Origin of the sequence: Pseudomonas cuatrocienegasensis (genome assembly GCF_900110925.1) — a bacterium.
GTDB lineage: Bacteria > Pseudomonadota > Gammaproteobacteria > Pseudomonadales > Pseudomonadaceae > Aquipseudomonas > Aquipseudomonas cuatrocienegasensis.
This window is the reverse complement of the sequence record NZ_FOFP01000004.1, coordinates 141,841-167,873: the sequence shown is the minus strand read 5'-3', so window position 1 is coordinate 167,873 and position 26,033 is coordinate 141,841. Positions and strand designations below refer to the sequence as shown.

At 62.5% G+C, this 26,033-nt stretch carries 27 protein-coding genes; 7 read left to right on the top strand and 20 right to left on the bottom strand.

Going from position 1 to position 26,033, the window contains the following annotated elements:
* Position 1: 1 nt before the first annotated feature.
* Positions 2-556: a sugar ABC transporter ATPase gene (locus BMW49_RS07710; protein WP_069517790.1), complete on the bottom strand. Its 555-nt coding sequence runs from the start codon at positions 554-556 to the stop codon at positions 2-4.
* A gap of 350 nt (positions 557-906) precedes the next feature.
* The gene (locus tag BMW49_RS07705; protein ID WP_069517644.1) at positions 907-1,365 is read right to left on the bottom strand and encodes a multidrug/biocide efflux PACE transporter; all 459 of its coding nucleotides are present in this window, start codon (positions 1,363-1,365) and stop codon (positions 907-909) included.
* An 88-nt stretch (positions 1,366-1,453) separates the two neighbouring features.
* Between BMW49_RS07705 and BMW49_RS07700 the strand changes: the two genes are divergently transcribed.
* The 6 genes from BMW49_RS07700 (at position 1,454) to leuA (ending at position 8,604) form a co-directional block, all read left to right on the top strand.
* Positions 1,454-2,332, top strand: coding sequence for a LysR family transcriptional regulator (locus tag BMW49_RS07700; protein WP_170829040.1), 879 nt, complete (start codon positions 1,454-1,456; stop codon positions 2,330-2,332).
* A gap of 42 nt (positions 2,333-2,374) precedes the next feature.
* A complete protein-coding gene (gene xseA / locus BMW49_RS07695) occupies positions 2,375-3,754 on the top strand; it encodes an exodeoxyribonuclease VII large subunit (protein WP_069517646.1) in 1,380 nt (459 codons plus the stop codon).
* Positions 3,755-3,821: 67 nt separating this feature from the next.
* Positions 3,822-4,646 carry a peptidoglycan DD-metalloendopeptidase family protein gene (locus BMW49_RS07690; RefSeq protein WP_069517647.1) on the top strand — a complete coding sequence of 275 codons (825 nt, stop codon included), beginning with the start codon at positions 3,822-3,824 and terminating at the stop codon, positions 4,644-4,646.
* Between the two features lie 7 nt (positions 4,647-4,653).
* Positions 4,654-5,196 (top strand): isochorismatase family protein, encoded by a 543-nt coding sequence (locus BMW49_RS07685; protein ID WP_069517648.1) that lies wholly within the window; start codon positions 4,654-4,656, stop codon positions 5,194-5,196.
* Between the two features lie 202 nt (positions 5,197-5,398).
* The gene (locus tag BMW49_RS07680; RefSeq protein ID WP_069517650.1) at positions 5,399-6,643 is read left to right on the top strand and encodes a mechanosensitive ion channel family protein; all 1,245 of its coding nucleotides are present in this window, start codon (positions 5,399-5,401) and stop codon (positions 6,641-6,643) included.
* A gap of 290 nt (positions 6,644-6,933) precedes the next feature.
* Positions 6,934-8,604 carry a 2-isopropylmalate synthase gene (gene leuA, locus BMW49_RS07670; protein WP_069517652.1) on the top strand — a complete coding sequence of 557 codons (1,671 nt, stop codon included), beginning with the start codon at positions 6,934-6,936 and terminating at the stop codon, positions 8,602-8,604.
* 387 nt (positions 8,605-8,991) lie between these two features.
* On the opposite strand, the gene BMW49_RS07665 is transcribed toward leuA, so the two are convergent.
* Positions 8,992-9,357 (bottom strand): winged helix-turn-helix transcriptional regulator, encoded by a 366-nt coding sequence (locus BMW49_RS07665; protein WP_069517654.1) that lies wholly within the window; start codon positions 9,355-9,357, stop codon positions 8,992-8,994.
* Between the two features lie 119 nt (positions 9,358-9,476).
* Between BMW49_RS07665 and BMW49_RS07660 the strand changes: the two genes are divergently transcribed.
* Positions 9,477-10,580: an alkene reductase gene (locus BMW49_RS07660; RefSeq protein WP_069517656.1), complete on the top strand. Its 1,104-nt coding sequence runs from the start codon at positions 9,477-9,479 to the stop codon at positions 10,578-10,580.
* A gap of 29 nt (positions 10,581-10,609) precedes the next feature.
* Here BMW49_RS07660 and BMW49_RS07655 read toward each other — a convergent pair whose 3' ends face one another.
* The 17 genes from BMW49_RS07655 to iscU form a co-directional block, all read right to left on the bottom strand.
* On the bottom strand, positions 10,610-11,413 hold the full coding sequence (locus tag BMW49_RS07655) for an amidohydrolase (RefSeq protein WP_069517658.1): 804 nt from the start codon (positions 11,411-11,413) through the stop codon (positions 10,610-10,612).
* 24 nt (positions 11,414-11,437) lie between these two features.
* Positions 11,438-12,586, bottom strand: a complete 1,149-nt coding sequence (locus tag BMW49_RS07650; protein WP_069517660.1) for a pyridoxal phosphate-dependent aminotransferase — start codon at positions 12,584-12,586, stop codon at positions 11,438-11,440.
* A 173-nt stretch (positions 12,587-12,759) separates the two neighbouring features.
* Entirely contained in the window at positions 12,760-14,232 is a 1,473-nt protein-coding gene (gene der / locus BMW49_RS07645) for a ribosome biogenesis GTPase Der (RefSeq protein ID WP_069517662.1), read from the bottom strand.
* A gap of 125 nt (positions 14,233-14,357) precedes the next feature.
* On the bottom strand, positions 14,358-15,509 hold the full coding sequence (bamB, locus tag BMW49_RS07640; RefSeq protein ID WP_069517664.1) for an outer membrane protein assembly factor BamB: 1,152 nt from the start codon (positions 15,507-15,509) through the stop codon (positions 14,358-14,360).
* A complete protein-coding gene (locus BMW49_RS07635) occupies positions 15,502-16,146 on the bottom strand; it encodes a tetratricopeptide repeat protein (RefSeq protein WP_083251695.1) in 645 nt (214 codons plus the stop codon). Before BMW49_RS07635 ends, bamB begins: the two co-directional genes overlap by 8 nt.
* Before the next feature lie 26 nt (positions 16,147-16,172).
* Positions 16,173-17,462, bottom strand: coding sequence for a histidine--tRNA ligase (hisS, locus tag BMW49_RS07630; RefSeq protein WP_069517666.1), 1,290 nt, complete (start codon positions 17,460-17,462; stop codon positions 16,173-16,175).
* Between the two features lie 28 nt (positions 17,463-17,490).
* Positions 17,491-18,603 carry a flavodoxin-dependent (E)-4-hydroxy-3-methylbut-2-enyl-diphosphate synthase gene (gene ispG, locus BMW49_RS07625; RefSeq protein ID WP_069517668.1) on the bottom strand — a complete coding sequence of 371 codons (1,113 nt, stop codon included), beginning with the start codon at positions 18,601-18,603 and terminating at the stop codon, positions 17,491-17,493.
* Between the two features lie 3 nt (positions 18,604-18,606).
* Positions 18,607-19,563, bottom strand: a complete 957-nt coding sequence (locus BMW49_RS07620; RefSeq protein ID WP_069517670.1) for a RodZ domain-containing protein — start codon at positions 19,561-19,563, stop codon at positions 18,607-18,609.
* Positions 19,560-20,321: a type IV pilus biogenesis/stability protein PilW gene (pilW, locus tag BMW49_RS07615; protein WP_069517672.1), complete on the bottom strand. Its 762-nt coding sequence runs from the start codon at positions 20,319-20,321 to the stop codon at positions 19,560-19,562. The genes BMW49_RS07620 and pilW overlap by 4 nt, the downstream gene beginning before the upstream one ends.
* A gap of 11 nt (positions 20,322-20,332) precedes the next feature.
* A complete protein-coding gene (gene rlmN, locus BMW49_RS07610) occupies positions 20,333-21,481 on the bottom strand; it encodes a dual-specificity RNA methyltransferase RlmN (RefSeq protein ID WP_069517674.1) in 1,149 nt (382 codons plus the stop codon).
* A gap of 24 nt (positions 21,482-21,505) precedes the next feature.
* On the bottom strand, positions 21,506-21,937 hold the full coding sequence (gene ndk, locus BMW49_RS07605) for a nucleoside-diphosphate kinase (protein WP_069517676.1): 432 nt from the start codon (positions 21,935-21,937) through the stop codon (positions 21,506-21,508).
* A gap of 359 nt (positions 21,938-22,296) precedes the next feature.
* Positions 22,297-22,497 (bottom strand): Fe-S cluster assembly protein IscX, encoded by a 201-nt coding sequence (gene iscX, locus BMW49_RS07600; protein WP_069517678.1) that lies wholly within the window; start codon positions 22,495-22,497, stop codon positions 22,297-22,299.
* 13 nt (positions 22,498-22,510) lie between these two features.
* Complete coding sequence (gene fdx, locus BMW49_RS07595) at positions 22,511-22,852, bottom strand: ISC system 2Fe-2S type ferredoxin (protein ID WP_069517680.1); 342 nt, start codon at positions 22,850-22,852, stop codon at positions 22,511-22,513.
* 2 nt (positions 22,853-22,854) lie between these two features.
* Positions 22,855-24,720, bottom strand: coding sequence for a Fe-S protein assembly chaperone HscA (gene hscA, locus BMW49_RS07590; protein ID WP_069517794.1), 1,866 nt, complete (start codon positions 24,718-24,720; stop codon positions 22,855-22,857).
* A 50-nt stretch (positions 24,721-24,770) separates the two neighbouring features.
* A complete protein-coding gene (gene hscB / locus BMW49_RS07585) occupies positions 24,771-25,292 on the bottom strand; it encodes a co-chaperone HscB (protein ID WP_069517682.1) in 522 nt (173 codons plus the stop codon).
* An 18-nt stretch (positions 25,293-25,310) separates the two neighbouring features.
* The gene (gene iscA, locus BMW49_RS07580; protein ID WP_069517684.1) at positions 25,311-25,634 is read right to left on the bottom strand and encodes an iron-sulfur cluster assembly protein IscA; all 324 of its coding nucleotides are present in this window, start codon (positions 25,632-25,634) and stop codon (positions 25,311-25,313) included.
* A gap of 11 nt (positions 25,635-25,645) precedes the next feature.
* Entirely contained in the window at positions 25,646-26,032 is a 387-nt protein-coding gene (gene iscU, locus BMW49_RS07575) for a Fe-S cluster assembly scaffold IscU (protein WP_069517686.1), read from the bottom strand.
* Position 26,033 lies beyond the last annotated feature (1 nt).

Below are 26,033 nucleotides of genomic sequence, written 5' to 3'. Positions count from 1 at the left end.
CTCAAGCAGAGCCGTCAGCCAGCACCAGGCTGACGGCAAAGCCCAAGCGCTCGCCAAACTCCTCAACAAACGCCGGTCGCAGCCCGGCTTCGGCCCAGCCGTTAAAGATAAAGCCCAGGTTGGAAAAGCCGCAGGGCTGCAGAAACAGAAAGCCGTTGATGTCATCCTCATGCCCGCACTCGGGGCAGGTGAAATGATCGGTTTCCCCCGGCCACCATTGCTCCAGGCTGTCGAACAGCGGCACCCCTATCTCGCGCCGGCACTCGGGGCAGCCGGCCTCTTCAAGAAAGCCACGGGTCGGCGTGTAGATGCTGCGTTGAGTGATGATTTCCAGCCCGTTCAGGCGTTCGCCATAGGGTAGCAGTGCCGGCCTTTCAACCACCTGACGCGCACCGGCGGCGATGGCATAGGCCATGCCGTTCGCACCGCTGCCACAGGTGGTGGGCAAGGCCTCGACGATCTCCCGCTTGACCAACCAACGCAGGATCGCCCGTGCCTTCGCTTCATGGGCGGGCACGCTGGAGGCGCGGGGGACAAGGATGCATTGGGTGGTCATGGTGGCTCGCAACAGCAGGAACAAAGCCGACAGTTTAACAGCCCGGGGTAACGCGCTGATTGCCCCGGTAGGCGCGCATTTATTCGCGAAACCATTGCGAATAAAGGCCAGTGCCGTGCCCCCCATCAAATGTCGGTCAATGCTGGATCGCGCGAGAGGGGGAAGGCGGCGCTCTGTTTTAGCCGCGAGGCGTTTAGCGCGCTCAAGGATTATCGCGAATAAATTCGCTCCTACACCATTGTGCGGCGCCTGTGAGGCGTTACGCGATCTGGCCTGTGTAGGAGCGAGGGGGCGCCCAGCCTTTATTCGCGATGATGTCGTCCATATTCGCCAATATCGATTACATACCCCTACACAACCGAGCACGGCTGCGGCCGCCCCCAGTAACGTGCGCGCAGGCTGTCGTAAGCCCAGTTAAAGCCCATGGTGTAGGGCAGAAAGAACAGGATCAGCGCCAGATCCAGCATCAGCGCTTGAAACAGGCTGATCGACAACCACCAGGCGGCCACCGGTACCAGCACCACGATCAGCCCCACCTCGAACAACGACGCATGAACCAAGCGCGCCCACAGCCCGCGCTGAAAGCCGAGGCGGGCCTGGGCGCGGTCGAACAGGGCGTTGAACAACATATTCCAGAGCATGGCGATGCTGGAAAACATCAGCGTCAGGATCCCCAGGTGTGCCAGCGACTTGCCCATCAGCCAGGCCAAGGTCGGCGCACACAACACCACCGCAATAAACTCGAAGGCCAGCGCATGGGCAATGCGCTCGCGCAGGGAGCGCGATGTCGGGCTGTTCGATTTTTGCATAGCGTGCACCTCATGAATAACGATAACGGCGGCTATGATCATCGGTATTATTGCCACGAACAAACCAACTGCCATCGGCGAAACCGATATGAACCTGTCCCCTGAAGCCCTACAAGCCTTCGCCCAGGCTGCCAGTTGCGGCTCGCTCAGCGCGGCGGCGCGGCGTCTGGGCAAAAGCCAGTCGACCATTAGCGAAGCCGTCGCACGGCTGGAGCTCGACCTGGGCGTCGAGCTGTTCCAGCGCGGTCCACGCCGCCTGGCGCTGACCGAGGCCGGCGCCAGCCTGCTGGCCCACGCCGAGGACGTGCTGGCCGCCAGCGACCGCCTGGCGCGCCACGCTGCACGCCTGGCCGGCGGCCAGGAAGCCGGCCTGACCCTGGCGCTGTCCGACGCCTACCAACCCAAGCAATACGAAGCGCGGCTGCTGGAGCTGGACCAGCGCTTCCCCGACCTGCAGTTCGAGAGCGTGATTGCGGAGCACGCCGACGTCATCGACCTGGTCTGCCAGGGCCGCGCCCAGCTCGGTCTGCTCGCCGCCCAGCCCAGTTATCCGCCACACATTGCCCACGCGCGCCTGGCGACCAGCGGCGAGTTCGCCCTGTTCGTCGCGGCCGGTCACCCGCTGGCCGCCCTGCCCGAGGTCACCGAGCAAGACCTGGCACGCTGGCGCCTGTTGCGCTTGAGCAGCGTGACCACCAACGACCCGCCGGCCGACGACCTGCCGAGCAGCGGCGGACGTTGCTGGGCCGCACCGGATTACCTGATGCTGCTGGACATGGCCCGCCTCGGCTTTGGCTGGGCCGAGCTGCCGCGCCAACTGGTCGACAGTTACAGCGCCGGCGCCCTGCATGAGCTGCGCATCAACGGCTGGCCGCGCCGGGTCGCGGTGGATGTGGTCTGGTCGCGCCAGCATGCACTCGGCCCGGTCGCCGCCTGGTTGCTGGAGCGCCTGCTCGCCGACGTCTGAGAAGGTCGCGCTGCCCGCGCGCTCGGCTTATCATGCTGCCCCATGATCAACGATCCCTTTGCACGCCTGAACCTCGACCGCGAGGTACTCAGCGTCAGCCAACTGAACAACCGCGCCCGCCTGCTGCTCGAGGATGTCTTTGCCGGCATCTGGGTCGAGGGTGAGATTTCCAACCTGGCGCGGCCGGCCTCCGGGCACATCTACTTCACCCTCAAGGACGGCCAGGCCCAGGTGCGCTGCGCGCTGTTCCGCCAGAACGCGGCCAAGGTGCGCCAGGCCCTGCGCGATGGCTTGGCGGTCAAGGTGCGCGGCAAGGTGTCGCTGTTCGAGGGCCGTGGCGATTACCAGCTGATTCTCGACACCGTCGAGCCGGCTGGCGATGGCGCCCTGCGCCTGGCCTTCGAGGCGCTGAAGGACAAGCTCGGCGCCGAAGGACTGTTTGCCGCCGAGAGCAAAATAGCCCTGCCCCGCCACCCCACACGCATCGGCATCATCAGCTCGCCCACCGGCGCGGTGATCCGCGACATCATCAGCGTATTCCGCCGCCGCGCGCCGCAGGTCAAGCTGACCCTGATCCCCACCGCCGTGCAGGGCCGCGAGGCCACCGCGCAGATCGTCCGTGCCCTGCAACGGGCAGATGCTCAAGGCTTCGACGCGCTGATCCTGGCCCGTGGCGGCGGCTCTCTGGAAGACCTCTGGTGCTTCAACGAGGAGCCGGTGGCCCGCGCCATCGCCGCCTGCGCCACGCCCGTCGTCAGCGCCGTGGGCCACGAGACCGATGTCTCCATCGCCGACTTCGTCGCCGACGTGCGTGCACCCACGCCGTCGGCTGCTGCCGAACTGCTGGCCCCGGACAGCAGCGAGCTGGTGCAGCGCCTGCACAGCCTTAAACGCCGCCTGCTGCTGACCCTGCAGAGTCGCCTGGCGCGCGAGCAGATGCGCCTGGACGGTTTACGCCGGCGCATCCGCCACCCCAGCGAGCGCCTGCGCCAGCAAGCCCAGCGCCTCGATGACCTGGACATGCGCCTGCAACGCGCCCTGGAGCGCAGGCTTAACCAGCGCCGTGAGCGCCTCGCGCACTTGTCCACCCGCCTTGCCGGCCAGCATCCCGGTCGCCAGTTGGCGCTACTGCGCCAGCGCCTCGACAGCCTGGCCGCGCGCCTGCCCCGCGCCCTGGGCGAAGGGATGAAAGACCGCCACCAACGCTTACAGAGCCTGGCGCAAACCCTCAACGTGGTCAGCCCGCTGGCCACCCTGGGGCGCGGTTACAGCATCCTGCTCGACGAGCGTGGCCGAGCCATTCGCCAGGCCGCCGATACCCGCCCCGGCCAGCGCCTGAAAGCCCGCCTGGGCACAGGCGAACTGGACGTGCGGGTCGAAGACAACCATGTGCAGCCGGCCACCTTGTCGCTGCTCGATTGATCAACATCCACGGTGGATGAACGACGCCTCAGCTACGCGCCCCGATCCACCCGACACAAGGCTACCCATGCGCTGTTTCTCGATTCTGCTGATGCTGTTGCTCACCCTGCCCGCCCATGCCGAGGGCTTTATCAGCCGCCTGCTCAACAAACCCGTACCAGGTGGCGTGGCCGTGGTCGACTTAGGCCCAGGGCCTGCCGCACCGGCTGTGCGTTACCAGGGTAAACCGGTGCTGACCATTCACGAGGACGGCCAACGCTGGATCGCCATCGTCGGCATCCCCCTGAGCGTCAAACCCGGCCGTCAGCAGATCAGCCTCGATGATGGCCGCCAGCTCAGCTTCGAGGTCGGCAGCAAGACCTACGTCGAGCAACGCATCACCATCAAGAACCAGCAGCAGGTCAACCCGAACGCCGCCAACCTCAAACGCATCAAGCGCGAGCTGGCTGAACAAACCCGCGCCTACCAGCAGTTCAGCCCGCGCCAGCCGAGCAACCTGCTGTTCGACAAACCGGTCAACGGCCCGCTGTCCAGCCCGTTCGGCCTGCGTCGCTTCTTCAATGGTGAAGAGCGTAACCCGCACTCCGGGCTGGACTTCGCCGCCAACCGCGGCACGCCGATCAAGGCGCCAGCGGCTGGCAAGGTGATCCTGGTGGGCGATTACTTCTTCAACGGCAAGACGGTGTTTGTCGACCACGGCCAGGGCCTGATCAGCATGTTCTGCCATCTCTCGGAGATCGGCGTAAAGGTCGGCGACGAGTTGCCCCGTGGCGGCGTACTCGGCAAGGTCGGCGCCACCGGCCGGGCGACCGGCCCGCACCTGCACTGGAACGTCAGCCTCAACGACGCCCGCGTCGACCCGGCGATCTTTATCGGCGCCTTCAAACCCTGAGGTGAGCATGCGTATCCGCGCGGCAACCAGCACCCTGCTGCTGATCGATATCCAGACCCGCCTGTTCCCCGCCCTGGAGGACGGCGACGCACTATTGGTCCACAGCCACTGGCTGCTGCAGATCGCCCAGCGCCTGCAGGTGCCGAGCCTGCTGACCGAGCAGTACAGCAAAGGCCTGGGGCCGACCCTGCCCATCCTGCGCGAGGCACACGCCGCAGAGCGCATCGTCGAGAAGCTGCATTTCTCGGCGGTAACCGAAGGCGAGCTGCTACAGCGCAGCGGTGGCGAGCGCGAGCAGTTCGTGGTGTGCGGTGCCGAGGCCCATGTCTGCGTGTTGCAAACGGTACTCGACCTGCTGGCTCTGGGCCGTAGGGTATTCGTCGTGGTCGAGGCCGTCGCCTCACGCCAGGCCAGCGACAAGGCCTTGGCCCTGACGCGCATGCAGCAAGCCGGCGCGGTGCTGGTATCGCGCGAGATGGTCGCCTTCGAGTGGCTGGACAAGGCCGGTGATGAGCGCTTTCGCGAGATCAGCCAGGGCTTTCTGCGCTGAGCATCCTCTGCCGTTCACAGTGTTCTGCTAAGGCTATACGTGCCTGGCAGATATCTGGCGGGGCCGCAGGTGCGCACGGCGCACCCTACGAAGTCAGATCCCTCGACATCTGATCGCAACGCACGACTGGAACATAACCTTTGCTAAGGTACGCGCCGCCAACCCGGATGGGCGGCATCGGTAAAGAACACCCGAGGAGTTTATGAAAGAGCATTACGCCGCGGCCCTGGCATGGGTCGAACGCTACCCCGAGCTGCACAGCCTGATCAGCCTGTGCCTGTTGCTGCTGGCAGCCTGGATGGCCAACTGGGTGGTCAAACGCATCCTGATTCGCGGCCTGTACCGTGCTTTAGCCGCCACAGCCATCGGCCAGGACCAATCGCTGGCCGACTCCAATATCATCGCGCGCCTGGCCAACGTGGTGCCGGCCATCGTGCTGTCGAGCGGCATCGCTCTGGTCCCAGAGTTACCTGCGGCCCTGGTCACCGTCACCCAGAACGTCTGCAGCGCCTTTATCGTGCTGACCCTGGCACTGGCCATCAGCGGCGTGCTGAGTTTGATCAGCGCGCTTTACCAGCGTCGCCCCGACGCGCACCTCAAACCGATCAAGGGCTACGTGCAGGTGGTGAAGATCCTGGTCTTCGCCATTGCCACCATCCTGATGATCGCCACGCTGATCGATCGCTCGCCGCTGATCCTGCTGTCCGGCCTCGGCGCCATGGCCGCGGTACTGATGCTGATCTTCCAGGACACCCTGCTGTCGCTGGTGGCCAGTGTGCAGATTTCCTCCAGCGACATGGTGCGCGTCGGCGACTGGATCGAGATGCCGCAGCTTAATGCCGACGGCGATGTGATCGACATCGCCCTGCACACAGTCAAGGTGCAAAACTTCGACAAGACCATCACCACCATCCCGACCAAGCGCCTGATCAGCGACCCATTCAAGAACTGGCGCGGCATGCAGGAATCTGGCGGGCGGCGCATTAAACGCAGCCTGTACCTGGATCAAACCAGCGTGCGTTTCCTCAGCCCGGACGAAATCGCCCGCCTGCAGCGCTTCCTGTTGCTCGGTCAGTACCTGAGCAGCAAGCAGAGCGAGCTGCTGAGCTGGAACGCCGAGCTGGCCGATGCTGCCCAGGAGCCGGCCAACACGCGCCGGGTGACCAACCTCGGCACCTTCCGCGCCTATGTCGAGCACTACCTGCGCCAGCATCCCGGGATCAACCAGAGCATGACGCAACTGGTGCGCCAGCTGCAGCCCACGGCGGATGGCCTGCCGCTGGAGCTGTATTGCTTTACCAATACGGTGGCCTGGGTGCCTTACGAGAGCTACCAGTCGGACATTTTCGACCACCTGCTGGCGATCCTGCCGGAGTTTGGCCTGCGGGTGTTCCAACACCCCAGCGGCGCTGATATGCGAGAGCTGCGCCCGACTCCAGCACGTTGAGCGACACGGTAAGGGGCGCCGCAAGACGCCCCTCAAAAACGCACCAAAACAGCAATAAAAATTCACTGAATCGCATAAATTGGCGGTAATCACCATTTTTTTACGAATGCTTGCCAGCTTTACCCCGCCTGAGTAGGGTTGACGCCATGACGACTTCGCAAACCCTCATCCTGCTACGGCAACACGCCAACCTGTGCCTGGTTGCCCAGCGACTGCGTGGCTGAACGCACGTCCTCGCCACCGTTTTCTTCTCCGTTTTCGTTCGGCCCCGCCGCCCCAAGGATTTTCCCATGAGCATGCTCAAAGACCCTTCGCAGAAGTACCGCCCGTTTACCCAGATTCAGATTCCAGACCGCACCTGGCCGGACAAGATCATCGACAAGGCGCCGATCTGGCTGTCCACCGACCTGCGCGACGGTAACCAGTCGCTGATCGAGCCGATGGATGCCGAGAAGAAGATGCGCTTCTTCAAGTGCCTGCTGGCCGTGGGTTTGAAGGAAATCGAAGTGGGCTTCCCGTCCGCCTCGCAGACCGACTTCGACTTCGTCCGCGAACTGATCGAAGGCGGCCATATCCCTGACGACGTGACCATCCAGGTGCTGACCCAGGCCCGTGACGACCTTATCGAACGCACCTTCGAGTCGCTGAAAGGCGCGAAGAAGGCCATCGTTCACTACTACAACGCCTGCGCGCCGAGCTTTCGCAAGATCGTCTTCAATCAGGACAAAGCCGGCGTCAAAGCCATTGCCGTGGCGGCCGGCACCACCATCAAACGCCTGGCCGATGCTGCGCCGGAAACCCAATGGGGCTTCGAGTATTCGCCGGAAGTATTCAGCAGCACCGAGATCGATTTCGCCGTCGAGGTGTGCAACGCGGTGATCGGCGTGTTCCAGCCGACCCCGGCGAACAAGTTGATTCTCAACCTGCCGGCGACCATCGAATGCGCCACGCCGAACAACTACGCCGACCAGATCGAGTGGTTCGGCCGCCATGTCGACAAGCGCGACAGCGTGCTGATCAGCGTGCACACCCATAACGACCGTGGCACTGGCGTGGCCGCCTCCGAGCTGGCCGTGATGGCCGGCGCCGATCGCGTCGAAGGTTGCCTGTTCGGCAACGGCGAGCGCACCGGCAACGTCTGCCTGGTAACCCTGGCACTGAACCTCTACACCCAGGGCGTCAATCCGGAACTGGACTTCTCCGACATCGACGCCGTGCGCAAGGTGGTCGAAGACTGCAACCAGATCCCGGTGCACCCACGTCACCCTTATGTCGGCGATTTGGTCCACACCGCGTTCTCCGGCTCGCACCAGGACGCCATCCGCAAGGGCTTCGCCCAGCGTCAGGACGGTACCCTCTGGGAAGTGCCCTACCTGCCAATCGACCCGGCCGACATTGGCCGCGATTACGAGGCGGTGATCCGCGTCAACAGCCAGTCGGGCAAAGGTGGCATTACCTTCCTGCTGGAGCAGGAATATGGCATCAACCTGCCGCGCCGCATGCAGATCGAGTTCAGCCAGGTGGTGCAGAAGGAAACCGACCGCCTTGGTCTGGAAATGACTGCCGCACAGATCTACAAGCTGCTCGAGAGCGAGTACCTGCAAGCCACCGCGCCCTACGCCCTGAAAGGCCACCGCCTGCAGGAAGAGAACGGCACTACGGCGGTCGATGTGCAAGTCAGCGAAGCCGGTGAAAGCCACCACTGGCGCGGCATCGGCAAAGGCCCGCTGGAAGCCCTGGTGGCCGGCCTGCCGGTCGCGGTAGAGATCATGGACTACTCCGAGCACGCCATCGGCGCGGGCACCAATGCCAAGGCAGCGGCCTATATCGAGCTGCGTGTCGACGGCGGACGCGCCCTGCACGGCGTGGGTATCGACGAGAACATCACCACCGCGAGCTTCCGTGCGCTGTTCAGCGCCCTGAACCGCGCCCTCAAGCAGAGTGACGCACAGGCTGCCTGAGGGTATCCATCGCGTTGATCAAACCCGCCTCACAGCGGGTTTTTTCTGGCCGATATTCTGTAGGAGATGCCCCGTCGTCGAGACGCCGTGCTGTCGCGCAGCGAACTGGATGCGCGCGGGGCTCGCTGTTGTGGGCAGGGCCGCGCGGCCGCTCTGCTTTAACCGCAAAGTTTTGGCTATGCCGCGAAGAGTTCGCGGCTGAAGCCCCTCCCACAGATAGCGTAATAATTCATAAAATCAATGACATAAAGGTTGTTTGATGAGAGCGAAGGGGGCGCCTAGCCTTTATTCGCGAAATTCGCCGCACAATCGCGAATGAAAGCGCCCCACCCCTGCGCGCCTAAATAAGCCAAGCGACGCATCAATAAAGCATTTTCTGCGTCAGATTCAGCCCTGTTGCTGCCAGTGGCTGCGACCCCAGGTGCACATGGCTTCCAGCACGGGTTTGAGTGTCGCGCCATGGTCTGTCACCCGGTACTCGACCCGTGGTGGGACTTCGGCAAACACCTTGCGACTGATAACCCCGGCACGTTCCAGCTCGCGCAACTGCTGGGTCAGCATCTTTTCGGTGATATCCGGCACACGCCGCTTGAGCTCGGAAAACCGCAGCGCGCCAGAAAGCAGGTGGTAGACCAGTACGGACTTCCACTTACCCCCAATGACTTCGAGCGTGACCTCGACCGGGGTGTTGTAGACCTTGTCCCCCGCCACCAAACGTTTGTCTTCAGTAGGCTGGAGGGTGATTTCGCTCATTATCGTATTACCTCAGGGTAAGTGACGTTCAGATTCGTACGTACTTGTTGTTTACGAAGCCACCTCCATAATGACCGCCATGGCCTATTTCGGCCAGTGCATCCTTGTCTGGAGGCTTCATGTCTACCGATCATTTGCTTGCTCCGCTGCCCCTCGGCCCACTCACGCTGCCCAACCGCGTGGTCATGGCACCCCTGACCCGCCAGCGCAGCCAACAGCCGGGCAACCTGCCCTACGCCCTGAATGCCAGCTATTACGCACAACGCGCCAGCGCCGGATTACTGATCAGCGAAGCCACCCAGGTTTGCCCCCAGGGCCAGGGCTACGCCTGGACGCCTGGCATTCATAGCGAGGCGCAGGTCGCCGGCTGGCGTCAGGTTACCGAAGCGGTGCATGGCGCCGGTGGGCGCATCTACCTGCAACTCTGGCACGTCGGGCGGATCTCCCACCCGCTGCTGCAGCCCGGTGGCGCCGACCCGGTCGCGCCCTCGGCAATCCAGGCCAATGCCGAATGCTACGTGCAGGAAGCCGATGGCAGCCACCACAAGGCACCTACGGCCAAGCCTCGCGCCCTGGACCTGGCAGAGTTGCCCGAAGTGGTTAGCGCCTACGCGGAGGGCGCACGCAATGCTATGCGCGCGGGTTTTGACGGAGTCGAGGTGCACGCAGCCAATGGCTACCTGCTGGACCAATTTCTCTGTTCCAACAGCAACCAACGTGACGATGCCTACGGCGGCAGCGCCGCAAACCGCGCGCGCCTGGTACTGGAAGTAGTCGATGCAGTGGTCACGAGCGTCGGTGACAGCCGTCGCGTTGGCATTCGTATCTCGCCCATGGGCACCTTCGGCGACATGCACGACGCCAACCCGCAAGAGACCTTCAGCTACCTGGTCGGGCAGTTGAACAGCCGCAACCTCGCCTACCTGCACGTCAACCGGCCGGACTGGCTGGGTGGCAGTTTCGAGGGCTTCGATCAGTTGCTGCGCAGCCTGCGCGCGCTGTATACCGGCACCTTGATTCTGGCCGGTGGCCAAAGCGCAGAAAGCGGTGAGCAGGCGATTGCCGAAGGTCTGGCCGATCTGGTGGCCTACGGTCGTCCGTACATCGCCAACCCCGACCTGGTCGAGCGTTTCGCCCAAGGCGCGGCGCTGAATACGCCAGATGCCGCGACCTTCTACGGCGGCGGTGCCGAAGGCTATACCGACTACCCAACCCTCGGCTAAGCGCTCATCCAGCGACCCGGCACAGGCCGTTACGCGGGGTCGCTGGATGTACTCGCCAGGGAGAACGCATCGGCATCCTGATACGCCGGAAAACGTTCCCGGTAGGCCGCCAGCGCGGCGGCCTGCAGGCGTACGCGGAACACCCCATCGGCCGCACCCGGCTCAAGCAGCGCCTCGCCCTGAAAGTCCAGCACCTGGCTGTCGCCGCTGTAGGCGTGGCCCTTGCCGTCTTCGCCGACACGGTTCACCGCTGCCACGTAGCAGAGGTTTTCGATGGCCCGCGCCGGCAGCAGGCGGTTCCAGTGATTGCGTCGTGCCGCGGGCCAGTTGGCGGTGTACAGCAGCAGGTCGGTGGTCTGCGCATCACGGCTCCACACCGGGAAGCGCAGGTCGTAGCAGATCAACGGCCGCACCCGCCAACCCTTCACCTCCAGCAGCACCTGCTGATCGCCCGCACTGTAATACTCGTGCTCGCCGGCCATACGGAACAGATGACGCTTGTCGTAATGCGCCATGGAGCCATCCGGGCGCGCCCAGAGCAGACGATTGCGGTAGCTGCCATCGGCAGCCTGGATGATCAGGCTGCCAGTGACCACCGCCTGCAGCGCCTGGGCCTGTTCGCGCAACCACTGACTGGTCGGCCCCTCCTCTGGCTCGGCCAGGGCGGCCGAGTCCATGGAAAAACCGGTGCTGAACATTTCCGGCAGAACGATCAGGTCGGCGCCACGAACCTGCGCCAGTAGCCCTTGAAAACGCTCGCGGTTGGCAGCAGGTGCCTGCCAGGCCAGGGTGGTCTGCACCAGGGCAATGTCGAGATCGGCTTTAGCGTTCATAACAACTCCGTAGGGCGAATCGGGTTAAATCGCGCACAGCTTCTCGGCGGCCTGGCGCAGCGTGTCTTCACGCTTGGCGAAACAGAAGCGGATCAGGCGCAGATTGGCCGGCGGCTGTTGATAGAACACCGACACCGGAATGCTTGCCACGCAATGCTCGCGGGTCAGCCACTGCGCCATGGCAACATCGTCCAGGTCATCGCGAATTGCCGAGTAGTCGGCGAGCTGGAAGTAGGTACCGGCCGTAGGTGTGAACTGCAGGTGCGAGCCGGCCAGCTGCTGGCAAAACAGGTCGCGCTTGGCCTGGTAGAACGCCGGCAGCTGATTGACGTGCTCGGGGTACGCGGCCATGTAATCGGCCAGTGCCCATTGCAGCGGGGTGACGCAGCAGAAGCTGACGTACTGGTGCACCTTACGCAGCTCGGCGGTCAGCGCTGGTGGCGCGACCACATAACCGGTTTTCCAGCCGGTAACGTGGTAGGTCTTGCCGAACGAGCTGACCACAAAGGCCCGCGCGTACAGTTCCTCATGGGCAAGCACACTGGCGTGCTGAGCCCCATCGAAAACCAGGTGCTCGTAGACCTCGTCGCTGAGCAGATAGATGTCCCGCCCACGAATCAGCGCGGCGAGGCGATCCAGGTCGTCACGGCTGAACAGTGCGCCGCTGGGGTTATGCGGGCTGTTGATGACGATCAGACGAGTGCGTGGGCTGATGGCATCGCTCAGGCGCTGCCAGTCGATGGCAAAGTCCGGCAAGGCCAGCGGCACATGCACACAATGCCCGCCAGCCAGCACCGTCGCAGGCTCGTAGCTGTCGTAACAGGGGTCGAAGACGATCACCTCGTCACCCGGGCGGATCAGCGCATGAATCGCACAGAAAATACCCTGGGTCGCGCCGGGCGTGATGGTGATTTCCAGATCGGCGCTGAGCATGCGCCCATAGCTGCGCGCGATCTTCGCCGCGACCTGCTCACGCAGGGCAGGCAGCCCGGCCATGGGCGCGTACTGGTTATGCCCGGCCGCTACGTGCTGCGCCAAGGCATCGCGCAGCGCCTGCGGCCCGTCGAAATCCGGGAAACCCTGGGACAGATTCAGCGCACCGGTTTCGGCAGCCAGCTGCGACATGCGGGTGAAAATAGTGGTGCCTACGGTGGGGAGTTTGCTCTCGAACATAGCGCGGGGTCTGGCCATCTGGCGAAGGATCAGGCAGCGACGCGTTGCGTCACCAGCGGGCGCCGAAGCATTCGCGGCAGGAGGCCGTAGAACGGGGCGAACACGCAGAATAGCCCATCGCCAAGATGCACAAAAGGCACCCGAAGGTGCCTTTTCATGCCGCCAGAACGCGCTTATCGCTTGTCTTTGCGCTTCTTCTCGGCCTTCTTGTGGTGGCTCATCAGGCGGCGCTTCTTGTTCACCTGACGATCGGTGAGGGTGTTCTTGTTGCCCTCATACGGGTTCTCACCACCCTTGAACTCGATGCGGATTGGCGTACCGACCAGCTTGAGTACCCGGCGGTAGGTGTTCTCCAGGTAACGAATATAGGACTTGGGCACCGACTCGACCTGGTTACCGTGGATCACGATCAGCGGCGGGTTGGCGCCACCGAGGTGGGCGTAGCGCAGCTTGATGCGACGGTTATTGACCATGGGTGGCGCGTGGTCGCTCACCGCATCTTCGAGAATCTGCGTGAGGCGGTTGGTCGGCCAGCGGGTGATCGCCGACTTGAACGAGGCCTGCACCGACTTGTACAGGTTGCCCACCCCGGTGCCGTGCAGTGCCGAGATAAAGTGAATGTCGGCAAAGTCGACGAAAAACAACCGACGCTGCAGCTCGACCTTCACATAGTCGCGCTCGCTGGGCTCCATGCCATCCCACTTGTTCAGCGCGATCACCAGAGCGCGGCCGCTTTCTAGGACGAAGCCAAGCAGGTTGAGGTCATGGTCAACCACGCCTTCGCGTGCGTCCATGACGAACACCACGACGTTGGAGTCCTGGATCGCCTGCAGGGTTTTTACCACCGAGAACTTTTCCACCGCCTCGAAGATCTTGCCGCGGCGACGCACGCCGGCAGTGTCGATCAGGGTGTACTTCTCTTCATCGCGTTCGAACGGGATGTAGATGCTGTCGCGTGTCGTCCCGGCCTGGTCATAAACGATAACCCGCTCTTCACCGAGCATGCGGTTGACCAGGGTCGACTTGCCGACGTTAGGCCGGCCGATGATCGCCAGCTTGATGCCGTCCTTTTCGCTTGGGCCTGGGATGCGCTTGGCTTCCTGACCTTCGAGAACGATTTCCTCTTCCTCGCCTTCTTCCGGCTCGGTGGCATCCTTGGGGAAGGAACCCAGCACAGCTTCGAGCATCTGGGTGATGCCGCGCCCGTGGGCACCGGCAATGGCCAGGGACTCGCCCATACCCATGCTGGCGAACTCGGCACGCGCCAGATCAGGATCAAGGTTATCGACCTTGTTGATCACCAGGAAGCTGCGCTTGTTACGCCGGCGCAGGTGCTCGCCGATCATCTGATCGGATGCCGACAGGCCGGCACGGGCATCCACCATGAACAGCACAGCATCGGCTTCTTCGATGGCCTGCAGCGACTGCTCGGCCATCTTTGCGTCGATGCCCTCCTCGTCACCGGAAATGCCACCGGTGTCGATGACAATGTAGGTGCGCCCTTGCCACTTGGCCTCACCATATTGGCGATCACGGGTCAGACCGGACAGGTCGCCGACAATCGCGTCGCGGCTTTTGGTCAAGCGGTTAAAGAGGGTGGACTTGCCGACGTTCGGGCGGCCCACCAGGGCAATTACGGGAACCATTAGGCTCTCCACTTCGTTATTTCAATAAATACAAAAGCCGCTGCACGGGCAGCGGCCGGAATTCACACGACCCGCTCGATTAGGCTTTCTTAAGAGGGAAGCCTAGCCGAACGGTCTGCAACGGCTTACTTGATCGTCAGAGCGACCAGCTTGCCACCGTTGCCATAGGCATACAGCCAGTCACCGACCACCAGCGGACGAGCCCGCAGGCCATCGCTGTCGATGCGGATACGGCCGACGAAACGCCCGTCTACCTGGCTAATCAGGTGCAGGTAACCCTCCAGATCGCCAAAGGCCACGTAGCTGGAGAACACTTCTGGCGCCGACAGTTGCCGACGGGCCAGCGCATCGTTGCTCCACAGTGCCGACGCCGAACGCTCGTCGATACCTTCAACGGTACCGCTGGCCATATTGACGTAAACGGTGCCGAAACCCTGGGCCACGCCCACGGAGCTGGAGGCTTCGCGCTGCCACAGCATGCGCCCGCTTTCCAGGTCCAGCGCCGCTACACGGCCCTGATAGCTGACCGCATACAGAGTACCGCCGGACAGCAGCAGACCGCCGTCGATGTCGACCACGCGATCCAGTTCGGAACGGCCTTGCGGGATGGCCACACGCTGTTCCCATACTGGGATGCCGCGCTGCGCATCAAGGGCAATGACCTTGCCAGTCGACAACCCGGCTACGGCCAGACGGTTGGTCAACACCGGGCTACCGGTGCCACGCAGAGTGAGCACGGCCGGGGTGTTCTCGAAGATCCAGCGCTGGCTACCGGTGCTGGCATCCAGGGCGATCAGCCGATCATCCTGGGTTTGTACCAGCACGATATCGCCATTCACAGCTGGCGGCGCCAGCACTTCGCTGGTCACCCGCGCACGCCACTTTTCTTCACCGCTGTAGGCATCCAGGGCGATCACGTCGCCCTTCAGGGTGCCGACCAGTACCAGGCCATAGCCTGCACCGATAGCCCCGGAAACCGGCAGATCGAGCTCTTCTTTCCAGTTGACCTTGCCGGTGATGCGATCCATGGCGACAACCAGGCCTTCCACGTCGGCAGCGAAGATCTGCTCGCCATCGACTGCCGGGACCAGCATGTTGAATGTCTCGCCCTGGCCTTCGCCAATCGAACGACTCCATTCCTTTTGCAGCACCACTTCTTCTTCGAAGTCGGGCAGTTCGGCCGGGGGCAGTTCCTTCTTGCTGTTGCTGCTGCAACCCACGACCAGAACGGCCAGGGCCAACAGTGCCGCATTCTTCCAACGCATCACGTCACGCATCCCCTTTCGCCAGGTCGTCGATCTTCATTTGCAGGGCGCCTACCGCAGCGTCTTCCGACAACGCAGCCTTGGCCTTTTCATACGCAGCATGGGCGTCATCGGTACGACCGCTCTGTACCAGCAGGTCACCTTTGAGTTCTTCACGGCTGGCCAGGAACGCCTTTTCAGTATCGCCGTCGAGCAGCGCGAGTGCTTCGTCGGCTTTGTCCTGGGCAGCCAGAACACGGGCCAGACGCTGACGCGCCAGCTCACCGAGGTTGGCATCGGCAGGCTTGTCGACGATCGCGCGCAGCTCGCTGGCGGCATCGTCCAGCTTGCCGGACTCGACCGCGACCTTGGCCACGAACAGGCTGCCGTACTGGGCGTACTGGGTGCCGCCGAAATCGTTCTTCAACTGGTTGGCAAACTCCACCACTTTAGCCGTATCGGCCTGGCCACTGGGTGCCAGGGCCGCTTCCAGCAACTGCTGGTAAACGATCGACGCGCCTTCGGCCTGGTTGCTCTGGTATTTCTGCCAGCCCTGCCAGCCGAATACGACCACCAGCGCCAACACCACGCCGATCAACAGCGGCATGCCGTTACGCTGCCACCAGTCCTTGATTACCGCCAGGTCTTCATCATCGGTACGCGAAACCACCCCAATACTCCTATTCGCTAAGTCGCTTAAGCCTGCGTGGTGCAGGATGCCAGATGATCGGCCAATGCCGACCAGGCGATGCTTTGTTGTTCTCCCTGGCCCCGTAGCGGCTTGCAACCTACCACTTGCTGGGCCAGTTCGTCTTCACCCAGTACCAGGGCGTAGAGCGCGCCGCTCTTGTCCGCCTTCTTCAACTGGCTCTTGAAACTTCCGGCACCGGCGTTGACCTGCAGGCGCAAGGCCGGCAAGGCGTCACGCAGACGCTCGGCCAACGCCAGGGCAGCCAGCTCGGCTGGCTCGCCCAGAGCGCACAGGTAAACATCGACCTGACGGGCAATTTCTGCCGGCACTTTACCCAAGGTTTCGATCAACAGCACGAGGCGTTCGATACCCATGGCAAAACCGACCCCTGCGGTGGGCTTGCCACCCATCTGTTCGACCAGGCCGTCGTAGCGCCCGCCGGCACACACGGTGCCCTGGGAACCGAGCTCGGTGGTGACCCACTCGAACACGGTCTTGCTGTAGTAATCCAGGCCACGGACCAGTTTGGGGTTGATCACATAAGGCACACCGGCCGCGTCCAGACGCGCCTTCAGGCCTTCGAAATGCACCCGCGACTCGTCATCCAGGTAATCCGCAAGCTTAGGTGCATTGACCAGCAACGCCTGGGTTTGCGGTGCTTTGCTGTCGAGTACCCGCAGCGGATTCGTGCCCATACGACGCTGGCTGTCTTCGTCGAGCTGATCCGCATGAGCGGTGAGGAATTCGACCAGCGCATCGCGATACACCGCACGGGCGGCACTGGTGCCCAGGCTGTTGAGCTCCAGAGTCACCGCATCACGAATGCCGAGCATCGCCCACAGGCGCCAGGTCAGCACGATCAGTTCGGCATCGATGTCCGGGCCGTCGATATTGAAGACTTCCACACCAATCTGGTGGAACTGGCGATAACGCCCCTTCTGCGGACGCTCGTGACGGAACATCGGGCCGATGTACCAGAGTTTCTGGGTCTGCCCGCCGCCGCTCAGACCGTGCTCGAGCACCGCCCGCACACAGGCGGCGGTGCCCTCAGGACGCAGGGTCAGGGAATCGCCATTGCGGTCTTCGAAGGTGTACATCTCCTTCTCGACGATATCGGTGACCTCGCCGATCGAGCGCTTGAACAGCTCGGTGAACTCGACGATGGGCATGCGCATCTGGCGGTAGCCGTAACCGTCGAGCAGACCGGCAACGCGACCCTCAAAGTAGCGCCACAGCGGCGTCTGCTCGGGGAGGATGTCATTCATGCCACGGATGGCTTGCAGGGGCTTGCTCAATTCATTTCCTTAGCGCTACAGATGCGCGTCAGCCGCGTACGATCACGGCGGCGTCGGCAGCGACCTTCTCGGCGGCCTTCTCGCGGATCAGCTTTTCCAGCTCATCGACCAGATTGTGGTTGTTCAATTTTTGTGCGGGCTTGCCGTCGATATAGATCAGATTGTTTGGCGAACCACCGGTGAGGCCAATATGCGCCTCCTTGGCTTCACCCGGCCCGTTGACCACACAACCGATCACGGCGACATCGAGCGGCACCAGCAGGTCTTCGACCCGCTGTTCCAGCTCGTTCATGGTCTTGACCACATCGAAGTTCTGCCGCGAGCAGCTCGGGCAGGCGATGAAGTTGATCCCGCGCGAGCGCAGACGCAGCGACTTGAGAATGTCGAAGCCAACCTTGATCTCCTCGACCGGATCGGCCGCCAGGGAGATGCGGATGGTATCGCCAATGCCATCAGCCAGCAGCATACCCAGGCCCACGGCGGACTTCACCGTACCGGAGCGCAGACCACCGGCCTCGGTGATACCCAGGTGCAGGGGCTGTTCGATCTGCTTGGCCAGCAGGCGGTAGGCAGCGACCGCCATAAACACATCCGAGGCCTTTACGCTGACCTTGAAGTCAGGGAAGTTCAGGCGGTCCAGGTGCTCGACATGGCGCAAGGCCGACTCCACCAGCGCCTCAGGGGTGGGTTCGCCGTACTTCTTCTGCAGGTCCTTTTCCAGGGAGCCGGCGTTCACCCCAATACGAATCGGGATGCCTTTGTCACGCGCCGCCTCGACCACCGCCCTGACCCGGTCTTCGCGACCGATATTGCCGGGGTTGATACGCAGGCAGTCGACACCCAGTTCAGCCACGCGCAGGGCGATCTGGTAATCGAAGTGAATGTCGGCAACCAGCGGCACACTGACCTGCTGTTTGATCCGTCCAAACGCCTCGGCGGCGTCCATGTCGGGAACCGAAATACGCACGATATCGGCGCCGGCATCCTGCAGACGGCGCACCTGGGCCACGGTCGCGGCCACATCATTGGTGTCGGTGTTGGTCATGCTCTGCACGGCGATGGGAGCATCCCCACCCACCGGCACTGAGCCGACCCAGATCTTGCGCGACACGCGACGCGTGATCGGCGATTCGCAATGCATGGCTTACAACCCCAATTTCAGGCGTGCGGTTTCGCCCGAGACGAACGGCGACACGTCGACGGACGTGCCGTTGTAGCTGACCTGTGCACCACGGGCATAGCCCAGGCGCAATTCCAGCGGCGCCTTGCCGACCACGTCCAGGCTGTCGCCCTTACGCTTGAGCGCGCCAAACAGCATTTTGCCATCAGCATCGGTGACCTGGGTCCAGCAATCGGCGGTGAACACAATGCTCACCCGGCCCTGACCGGCTGCAACAGCCGCTGGGGCTTCGCCAGCGGGCGCAACAGGTGCGGCTTCAGCCGTCGGCGCAGGCACCGTTGCGGGTGCTTCGCTGCCCGCTGCAGCGGGCGCATCACCCGTGGCGGCAGGCGCATCACCGGTGGCTTCCTCGGCAGAGGGCGCCATCGGCAGGCTCAACTCGGCATTGTCCTGAGCAGCAATCACGGCCTGATCTTCGGGCTCATCAAGCGGGTGAATCTGGGTTGTGCCATCGGCACTGTCGACCACGATATGGCCGCTGCCTACCGCGGCGCTCTCGACCTGCCAGCTGCCCTGCTGCTGCCACCAATAGAAGCCAAGCGCGGCCAGGCCGGCCAGCAGCAGGAAACTCACCACGCGCAGGATGTGCTGCGAATAGCGGGCGGGCTCCTCGATGCGACCCAGGCTGTGCACATTGGCGCCTACCGAATCGGTACCGGTGAATTGGTCGAACTCGATCACCAGACGTTCCTGATCGAGCCCCAGCAGTTTGCCGTACGCGCGGACATAGCCACGGGCAAAGGTAACGCCGGGCAGCTTGTCGAACGCACCGGCCTCGATCTGTAACAGGCGCTGGCCCGTCAGGTTCAGGCGTGTGGCTACATCCTCGACGCTCCAGCCCCTCTGTTCACGGGCCTCACGCAGGGTGTCGCCCGGATTGATCCGTGCGCTGGCGACTACTTCGGGTTGCTGCGCTTTCATCGTTGCTCCGACAAATATTGCTGATACTCCGGCGTACCGGGATAAAGACGTCTCAACTGCAGCCCCAGGCTGGCAGCGCGATCACGATCCTCGAAGATCGTCGCCAGACGCGTACCCAGCAACAGGCTGGCCGGGGTCTGCTCGCTCAAGCTGCTGAAGGCATCGTAATAGCGCTTGGCGTCCACATAGTTTTTATCTTCGTAGGCCATCACGGCCAACTCAAACTGAGCCCGAGGCTGACGGCTGTTAAGACGCAGCGAACGCTGGAAATAGGTTCTCGCCTCTTCACGCTGCTTGAGCATCATGGCGGTCATGCCGAGGTTCTCGAAAATCCGCGAGCGCTCGGGGTAAAGCGTGTCCTGGGCGGCCTGCTGATAGCGCTCGTAAGCTTCCTTGTAGCGCTTCTGTTCGAACAGAAAGCTGCCGTAGTTGTTCAACAGACGCGGGTCGTCACGGCGCTGGGACAGGGCCTTGAGAAAATGCTCGTCGGCCAGTTTGGGTTCCATTTCAATCTGGAACACCAGCGCCAGCGCTGCGTGAGCATCGGCACTCGTGGGATCAAGCTCCAGCGCACTCTTGAGGGGGACCTTGGCACGCTCGCTGGAGCCTTGCTGGATGTAACCGATACCGAGCTGGATGTAGGCATCTCGTGCCTCGTTGCGACCTTTTTCGGTTCTCATCGGATCGACATCACCCGTCGATACGCAGCCTGCCAGCAGGCTGGCGGCTAACAAGAACAGCGCTGGGCGCACACTCATGGAAATCCTCCCTAGGTTCGATTGGCAGCAGAAAGCGGCGTCTCAGCCTCACTGTTCAACTGGCGTACGGCAATGTAGCGCTCGCTGCGACGCGTGCGGTCCATGACCTGCCCGACCAGTTGACCACAGGCAGCGTCAATATCCTCGCCGCGGGTGGTGCGTACGGTGACATTGTGCCCGGCTTTGTGCAGCAGGTCCTGAAAACGGCGTATGGCATTGTTACTCGGCCGTTCATAACCCGAGTGCGGGAAGGGATTGAAGGGGATCAGATTGATCTTGCACGGCATATCGGCCAGCAGAGCAATCATCTCCTCGGCGTGCTCGACCTTGTCGTTGACATCTTTGAGCAGGGTGTACTCGATGGTCAGCACACGCTTCTCGCCCAACCGCGCGACATAGCGTTTGCAGGCAGCCAGGAGCATTTCCAGCGGGTACTTCTTGTTGATCGGCACCAACTGATTGCGCAGCGCATCATTGGGCGCGTGCAGCGACAGCGCCAGGGAAACATCGATGACCTCACCCAGCTTGTCGATCATCGGCACCACGCCCGAGGTGGACAGCGTCACCTTGCGCTTGGAGATGCCATAACCGAGGTCATCCATCATGATCTTCATGGCGGCGACCACGTTATCGAAATTCAGCAGCGGCTCGCCCATGCCCATCATCACCACATTGGTGACAGCACGGTCGATCTTCGCCGGAACACTGCCGAAGGATTTGCAGGCAATCCACACCTGACCGATGATCTCGGCGGCGGTCAGATCGCTGTTGAAACCTTGCTTGCCGGTGGAGCAGAAACTGCAGTCCAGGGCACAGCCAGCCTGTGAGGACACACACAGGGTACCGCGCGAGCCCTGGGGAATGTACACCGTCTCGACGCAGCTGCCCGACGCCACACGCACTACCCACTTGCGCGTGCCATCGGTAGAAATATCTTCGCTGACCACTTCCGGGCCGCGAATTTCGGCAGAGGCCTCGAGCTTTTCGCGCAAGGCCTTGCCGACATTGGTCATGGCGGCGAAATCATCGACGCCAAAGTGATGGATCCACTTCATGACCTGACCGGCACGGAAACGCTTTTCCCCGATACTGTCGAAGAATTGCTCCATCTCTGCCTGGGTCAAGCCCAGAAGATTGATCTTGCCGGTCGTTGTGGTCATGGTTTCACCCTCACTCCATTCGCCTTAGCGAATGCGCGCGCAAACTTCGGTGGATGCGAAGAAGTAAGCGATTTCGCGAGCAGCGGAAGCTTCGGAGTCGGAACCGTGAACGGCGTTCTCGTCGATGGATACGGCGAAATCGGCGCGGATAGTACCGGCAGCGGCTTCTTTCGGGTTGGTAGCGCCCATCAGCTCACGGTTCTTGGCAATAGCCTCTTCACCTTCCAGAACCTGGACGATAACCGGACCGGAGGTCATGAATGCCACCAGGTCTTTGAAGAAGCCACGCTCGCTGTGCTCAGCGTAGAAGCCAGCGGCTTCGCGCTCGGACAGCTGCACCATTTTCGAAGCAACGACGCGCAGGCCGGCTTTCTCGAAACGGGTAACGATTTCGCCGATTACGTTCTTGGCAACAGCGTCGGGCTTGATGATGGAGAAGGTACGTTGAACAGCCATGTGAAACTCCAGAAACGATTGAGTAAAGCGAAAAATTAAACCCGCGAATTATACGCGGGTTCCGGTTAAATGCGTAGCGCGGTGCCTAGGGTCTGTACCCGCTTCGTCGCGAGCCGCGTTGCTGCGCAAAATCTCGCCAGGCTAGGCGGAGGACGCCGGTAATGGTTGTTCCCTTGCCAAGTCCTCCAACAACGCATGGCGAGATTTTACGCGCAACCCGCAGGGCCGGGCCCGTTTTAGCGCGATGCTGCGTTTCTCGATGACTCATTTAGCACGCTAAACTTCGCATCTCGTGCCTTGCCTCGCGCTAAAACTGGCTCCGGCGCGGCCGCGAACGAAACGGGAACAAACCCTACACGTCAGTCGGCCTCTTCGATCCAGGCAGCCTGGATCGCTTCGAGCACCTTCTCCCCCGCACGCTGCGGGTCATCGGCAAACTCGGGCAGCGCCACGACCCAGCGATGCAAGTCGACGAAATTGATGTAGCGCGGGTCAACCTCCGGCTGGCTTTCGGCCAGTTGGATGGCAATTTCCAGCACATCGGTCCATTTCAGGCTCATAACAACTCCCGGATCAGTGCGGCGCTTCGGCGGCGTGGTTCAGCGAATACTTGGGAATCTCGACTGTCAGGTCCTCGCTACCAATAATCGCCTGGCACGACAGGCGCGACTGCGACTCCAGCCCCCAAGCCTTGTCGAGCATGTCCTCTTCCAGCTCGTCCGCTTCATTCAGCGACTCGAAGCCTTCGCGGATCACGCAGTGGCAGGTGGTGCAGGCACAGACACCGCCGCAGGCGCTTTCGATCTCGATGTGGTGCTCATGGGCCACGTCGAGAATCGACGTACCCGGCTCAACATCAACGACCAAACCCTCCGGACACAACACCGCGTGGGGCAGGAAAATGATCTGCGGCATGCTTATTCCTCAATCTCGTTAAGACTACGGCCCGCCAGGGCGGCTTTGACCGTAGCGTCCAGGCGCCGCGCCGCGAAGGCGTCGGTGACCTGGGTCAGGCGCTTGGTCTGCTGTTCGATGGCCAGGCCATCGCTGCCAGCCATCAGTTCGCGCAATTGCTCCATCTGCGCCGCGATGGCCAGGCGCTCTTCATCATCGAGCAGGCGCTGACCATCAGCTTCCAGGGCGGCCTCGACCGCCTCGAGCAGGCGCTGGGCATCGACCTGCTGCTCGCGCAGCACGCGCTGCACCTTGTCATCGCTGGCGTTCTGGAAGGAGTCCTGCAACATGCGGGCGATCTCGCCATCAGTCAGTCCGTAGGACGGCTTGACCTGAATGCTTGATTCGACGCCCGAAGCCAGCTCGCGGGCCGAGACACTGAGCAGGCCGTCCGCATCGACCTGAAAGGTCACACGGATCTTCGCCGCACCGGCGACCATCGGCGGAATGCCGCGCAGCTCGAAGCGCGCCAAAGAACGGCAATCGCTGATCAGCTCGCGCTCGCCCTGCAGCACATGAATCATCATGGCCGACTGGCCGTCTTTGTAGGTGGTGAACTCCTGGGCGCGCGCCACCGGGATCGTGGTGTTACGCGGAATCACCTTCTCCATCAGCCCGCCCATGGTTTCCAGGCCAAGCGATAACGGAATCACATCGAGCAGCAACAGCTCTTCGCCATCGGCGCGCTTGTTACCTGCCAGGGCATCCGCCTGGATCGCGGCACCAATAGCCACCACTTGATCCGGGTCGATATCGGTCAGCGGCTCACGCCCGAACAGCTCGGCCACCGCCTGACGCACACGCGGCACACGGGTGGAGCCGCCGACCATGACCACCGCTTCGACCTCATCAAGCTCGATACCTGCATCGCGGGTAGCACGCCGACAAGCCTTGAGGCTGCGCGCCAGCATCGGCTCGATCAGCGCATCGAACTGGGCACGGCTCAGCGCACCCTGCCACTCGCCATAGACGAGCTGCGCGACGCCCGCACTACTGAGCTGTTCCTTGGCATCGCAGGCAGCCTGCAACAGGCGGCGCTGCTCACCCGGATCGAGATCGGCAGACAAACCCGCCTGCTCGACGATCCAGCCGGCGATCGCGTGATCGAAATCATCACCACCCAGGGCGCTATCGCCACCGGTGGCCAGTACCTCGAACACGCCACCAGTGAGACGCAGAATGGAAATATCGAAGGTCCCACCACCCAGGTCATAGATCGCCACCACGCCTTCGGCGTGCTGATCGAGGCCATAAGCGACCGCTGCTGCAGTGGGTTCGTTAAGCAGGCGCAGAACAGTCAGCCCGGCCAGACGCGCAGCGTCTTTAGTGGCCTGGCGCTGGGAGTCGTCGAAATACGCGGGCACCGTGATCACCGCACCAACCAGCTCGCCACCGAGCGCCGTCTCGGCACGCTGGCGCAGCACCTTGAGAATATCGGCCGACACTTCCACCGGGCTTTTCGGACCCTGGGCGGTGGCGATAAACGGCATGTGCGACTCGCCCTCGACAAATCGATAAGGCAGCTGATCACCCAATTGCTTGACGTCCGCCAGGCCACGCCCCATCAGACGCTTGACCGACAGCACGGTATTCAGCGGATCGCGTGAGGCCTCAGCCTTGGCCAGCGCACCCACTTCAATGTGGTCGACGTGATAGCGCACGGCGGACGGCAGGATGACCTGCCCCTGCTCATCGGCAATAGGCTCACAGAGGCCACTGCGCATGGCAGCAACCAGCGAATTGGTGGTGCCCAGGTCGATCCCCACGGCCAGACGGCGCTGGTGTGGCTGGGGGCTCTGGCCGGGTTCAGCGATCTGCAGTAAGGCCATGGTCATCAGTGCTTATAGGCTGGCGGGCATGCTTCACGGGCACACCGGCATTAATCGTCGAGGCGCTCTTCGAGCTGACGCACCTCGTGGGACAACTTGTCGAGAAACTGCATGCGGCGCATCAGGCGTTCGGCCTGCTCACGCTGTGCTGGCTCATCCCAACACTCGGCAAACTCGTCACCCAACACCTGCTCGGCGCTTTTCAGGCGCCGCTTGAACACGGCTACGCCCGCCAGATCCGCACTGTCCTGCAGGTCTTCGAGCTCTTCGCGCCACTGCATCTGCTGCAGCAGGAACTCAGGGTCCTGCACCGTCACCTCAAGCGGCAACTCCGGCCCGCGCAGGGTCAGCAGGTAGCGCGCGCGCTGCGGCGCACTCTTTAGCGTGCTGTACGCCTGATTGAGCGAAGCCGACTGTTCGAGCGCCAGGCGCTGCTCGCGCTCGGAGGCATCGGCAAAGCGATCCGGATGAATGGCACGCGCCAGCTCGCGATAACGCACGGCAAGCTGATCGAGGTCCAGACGGAAGCTCGGCTGCAAATCAAACAGGGCGAAATGACAGGGACTGCCCACTAGCGTCTACCCCAATACTCAGATATTGAAGCTTTCGCCGCAGCCACATTCGCCACGCACGTTGGGGTTGTTGAACTTGAAGCCTTCGTTCAAGCCTTCCTTGACGAAGTCCAGCTCGGTACCGTCAAGGTACAGCAGGCTCTTGGGATCGATGATCACCTTGACCCCGTGGCTCTCGAACACCTGGTCTTCACTGGCGGTCTCGTCGACGAACTCCAGTACATAGGCCAGGCCCGAACAGCCCGTGGTACGCACGCCAAGGCGAATACCCTCGCCCTTGCCGCGCCCATCGAGCGAACGCCGCACGTGCTGGGCGGCCGCTTCAGTCATGCTGATCGCCATCGAAACCTCCTTTAAACCAAACCTTTCTTCTGCTTGTAATCGCGCACGGCCGCCTTGATGGCGTCCTCGGCGAGCACCGAGCAGTGAATTTTCACCGGCGGCAATGCCAGTTCTTCGGCGAGCTGAGTGTTCTTGATGGTCTCCGCCTCATCCAGCGTCTTGCCCTTCATCCACTCAGTGGCCAGGGAGCTGGAGGCGATGGCCGAACCACAGCCATAGGTCTTGAACTTGGCGTCTTCAATCACGCCCTGCTCGTTGACCTTGATCTGCAGACGCATCACGTCGCCACAGGCCGGCGCGCCGACCATACCGGTCCCGACATTCGGGTCCTCGGCATCCATCTTGCCGACGTTGCGCGGGTTTTCGTAGTGGTCGATGACCTTTTCACTGTAAGCCATG

What these genes read in the sequence shown, in the direction of transcription:
- BMW49_RS07710 (WP_069517790.1), bottom strand. Translation starts at nt 556, where the DNA reads ATGACCACCCAATGCATCCTTGTCCCCCGCGCCTCCAGCGTGCCCGCC.
- BMW49_RS07705 (WP_069517644.1), bottom strand. Translation starts at nt 1,365, where the DNA reads ATGCAAAAATCGAACAGCCCGACATCGCGCTCCCTGCGCGAGCGCATT.
- BMW49_RS07700 (WP_170829040.1), top strand. Translation starts at nt 1,454, where the DNA reads ATGAACCTGTCCCCTGAAGCCCTACAAGCCTTCGCCCAGGCTGCCAGT.
- xseA (WP_069517646.1), top strand. Translation starts at nt 2,375, where the DNA reads ATGATCAACGATCCCTTTGCACGCCTGAACCTCGACCGCGAGGTACTC.
- BMW49_RS07690 (WP_069517647.1), top strand. Translation starts at nt 3,822, where the DNA reads ATGCGCTGTTTCTCGATTCTGCTGATGCTGTTGCTCACCCTGCCCGCC.
- BMW49_RS07685 (WP_069517648.1), top strand. Translation starts at nt 4,654, where the DNA reads ATGCGTATCCGCGCGGCAACCAGCACCCTGCTGCTGATCGATATCCAG.
- BMW49_RS07680 (WP_069517650.1), top strand. Translation starts at nt 5,399, where the DNA reads ATGAAAGAGCATTACGCCGCGGCCCTGGCATGGGTCGAACGCTACCCC.
- leuA (WP_069517652.1), top strand. Translation starts at nt 6,934, where the DNA reads ATGAGCATGCTCAAAGACCCTTCGCAGAAGTACCGCCCGTTTACCCAG.
- BMW49_RS07665 (WP_069517654.1), bottom strand. Translation starts at nt 9,357, where the DNA reads ATGAGCGAAATCACCCTCCAGCCTACTGAAGACAAACGTTTGGTGGCG.
- BMW49_RS07660 (WP_069517656.1), top strand. Translation starts at nt 9,477, where the DNA reads ATGTCTACCGATCATTTGCTTGCTCCGCTGCCCCTCGGCCCACTCACG.
- BMW49_RS07655 (WP_069517658.1), bottom strand. Translation starts at nt 11,413, where the DNA reads ATGAACGCTAAAGCCGATCTCGACATTGCCCTGGTGCAGACCACCCTG.
- BMW49_RS07650 (WP_069517660.1), bottom strand. Translation starts at nt 12,586, where the DNA reads ATGTTCGAGAGCAAACTCCCCACCGTAGGCACCACTATTTTCACCCGC.
- der (WP_069517662.1), bottom strand. Translation starts at nt 14,232, where the DNA reads ATGGTTCCCGTAATTGCCCTGGTGGGCCGCCCGAACGTCGGCAAGTCC.
- bamB (WP_069517664.1), bottom strand. Translation starts at nt 15,509, where the DNA reads ATGCGTGACGTGATGCGTTGGAAGAATGCGGCACTGTTGGCCCTGGCC.
- ispG (WP_069517668.1), bottom strand. Translation starts at nt 18,603, where the DNA reads ATGCATTGCGAATCGCCGATCACGCGTCGCGTGTCGCGCAAGATCTGG.
- BMW49_RS07620 (WP_069517670.1), bottom strand. Translation starts at nt 19,563, where the DNA reads ATGAAAGCGCAGCAACCCGAAGTAGTCGCCAGCGCACGGATCAATCCG.
- pilW (WP_069517672.1), bottom strand. Translation starts at nt 20,321, where the DNA reads ATGAGTGTGCGCCCAGCGCTGTTCTTGTTAGCCGCCAGCCTGCTGGCA.
- rlmN (WP_069517674.1), bottom strand. Translation starts at nt 21,481, where the DNA reads ATGACCACAACGACCGGCAAGATCAATCTTCTGGGCTTGACCCAGGCA.
- ndk (WP_069517676.1), bottom strand. Translation starts at nt 21,937, where the DNA reads ATGGCTGTTCAACGTACCTTCTCCATCATCAAGCCCGACGCTGTTGCC.
- iscX (WP_069517678.1), bottom strand. Translation starts at nt 22,497, where the DNA reads ATGAGCCTGAAATGGACCGATGTGCTGGAAATTGCCATCCAACTGGCC.
- fdx (WP_069517680.1), bottom strand. Translation starts at nt 22,852, where the DNA reads ATGCCGCAGATCATTTTCCTGCCCCACGCGGTGTTGTGTCCGGAGGGT.
- hscA (WP_069517794.1), bottom strand. Translation starts at nt 24,720, where the DNA reads ATGGCCTTACTGCAGATCGCTGAACCCGGCCAGAGCCCCCAGCCACAC.
- iscA (WP_069517684.1), bottom strand. Translation starts at nt 25,634, where the DNA reads ATGGCGATCAGCATGACTGAAGCGGCCGCCCAGCACGTGCGGCGTTCG.
- iscU (WP_069517686.1), bottom strand. Translation starts at nt 26,032, where the DNA reads ATGGCTTACAGTGAAAAGGTCATCGACCACTACGAAAACCCGCGCAAC.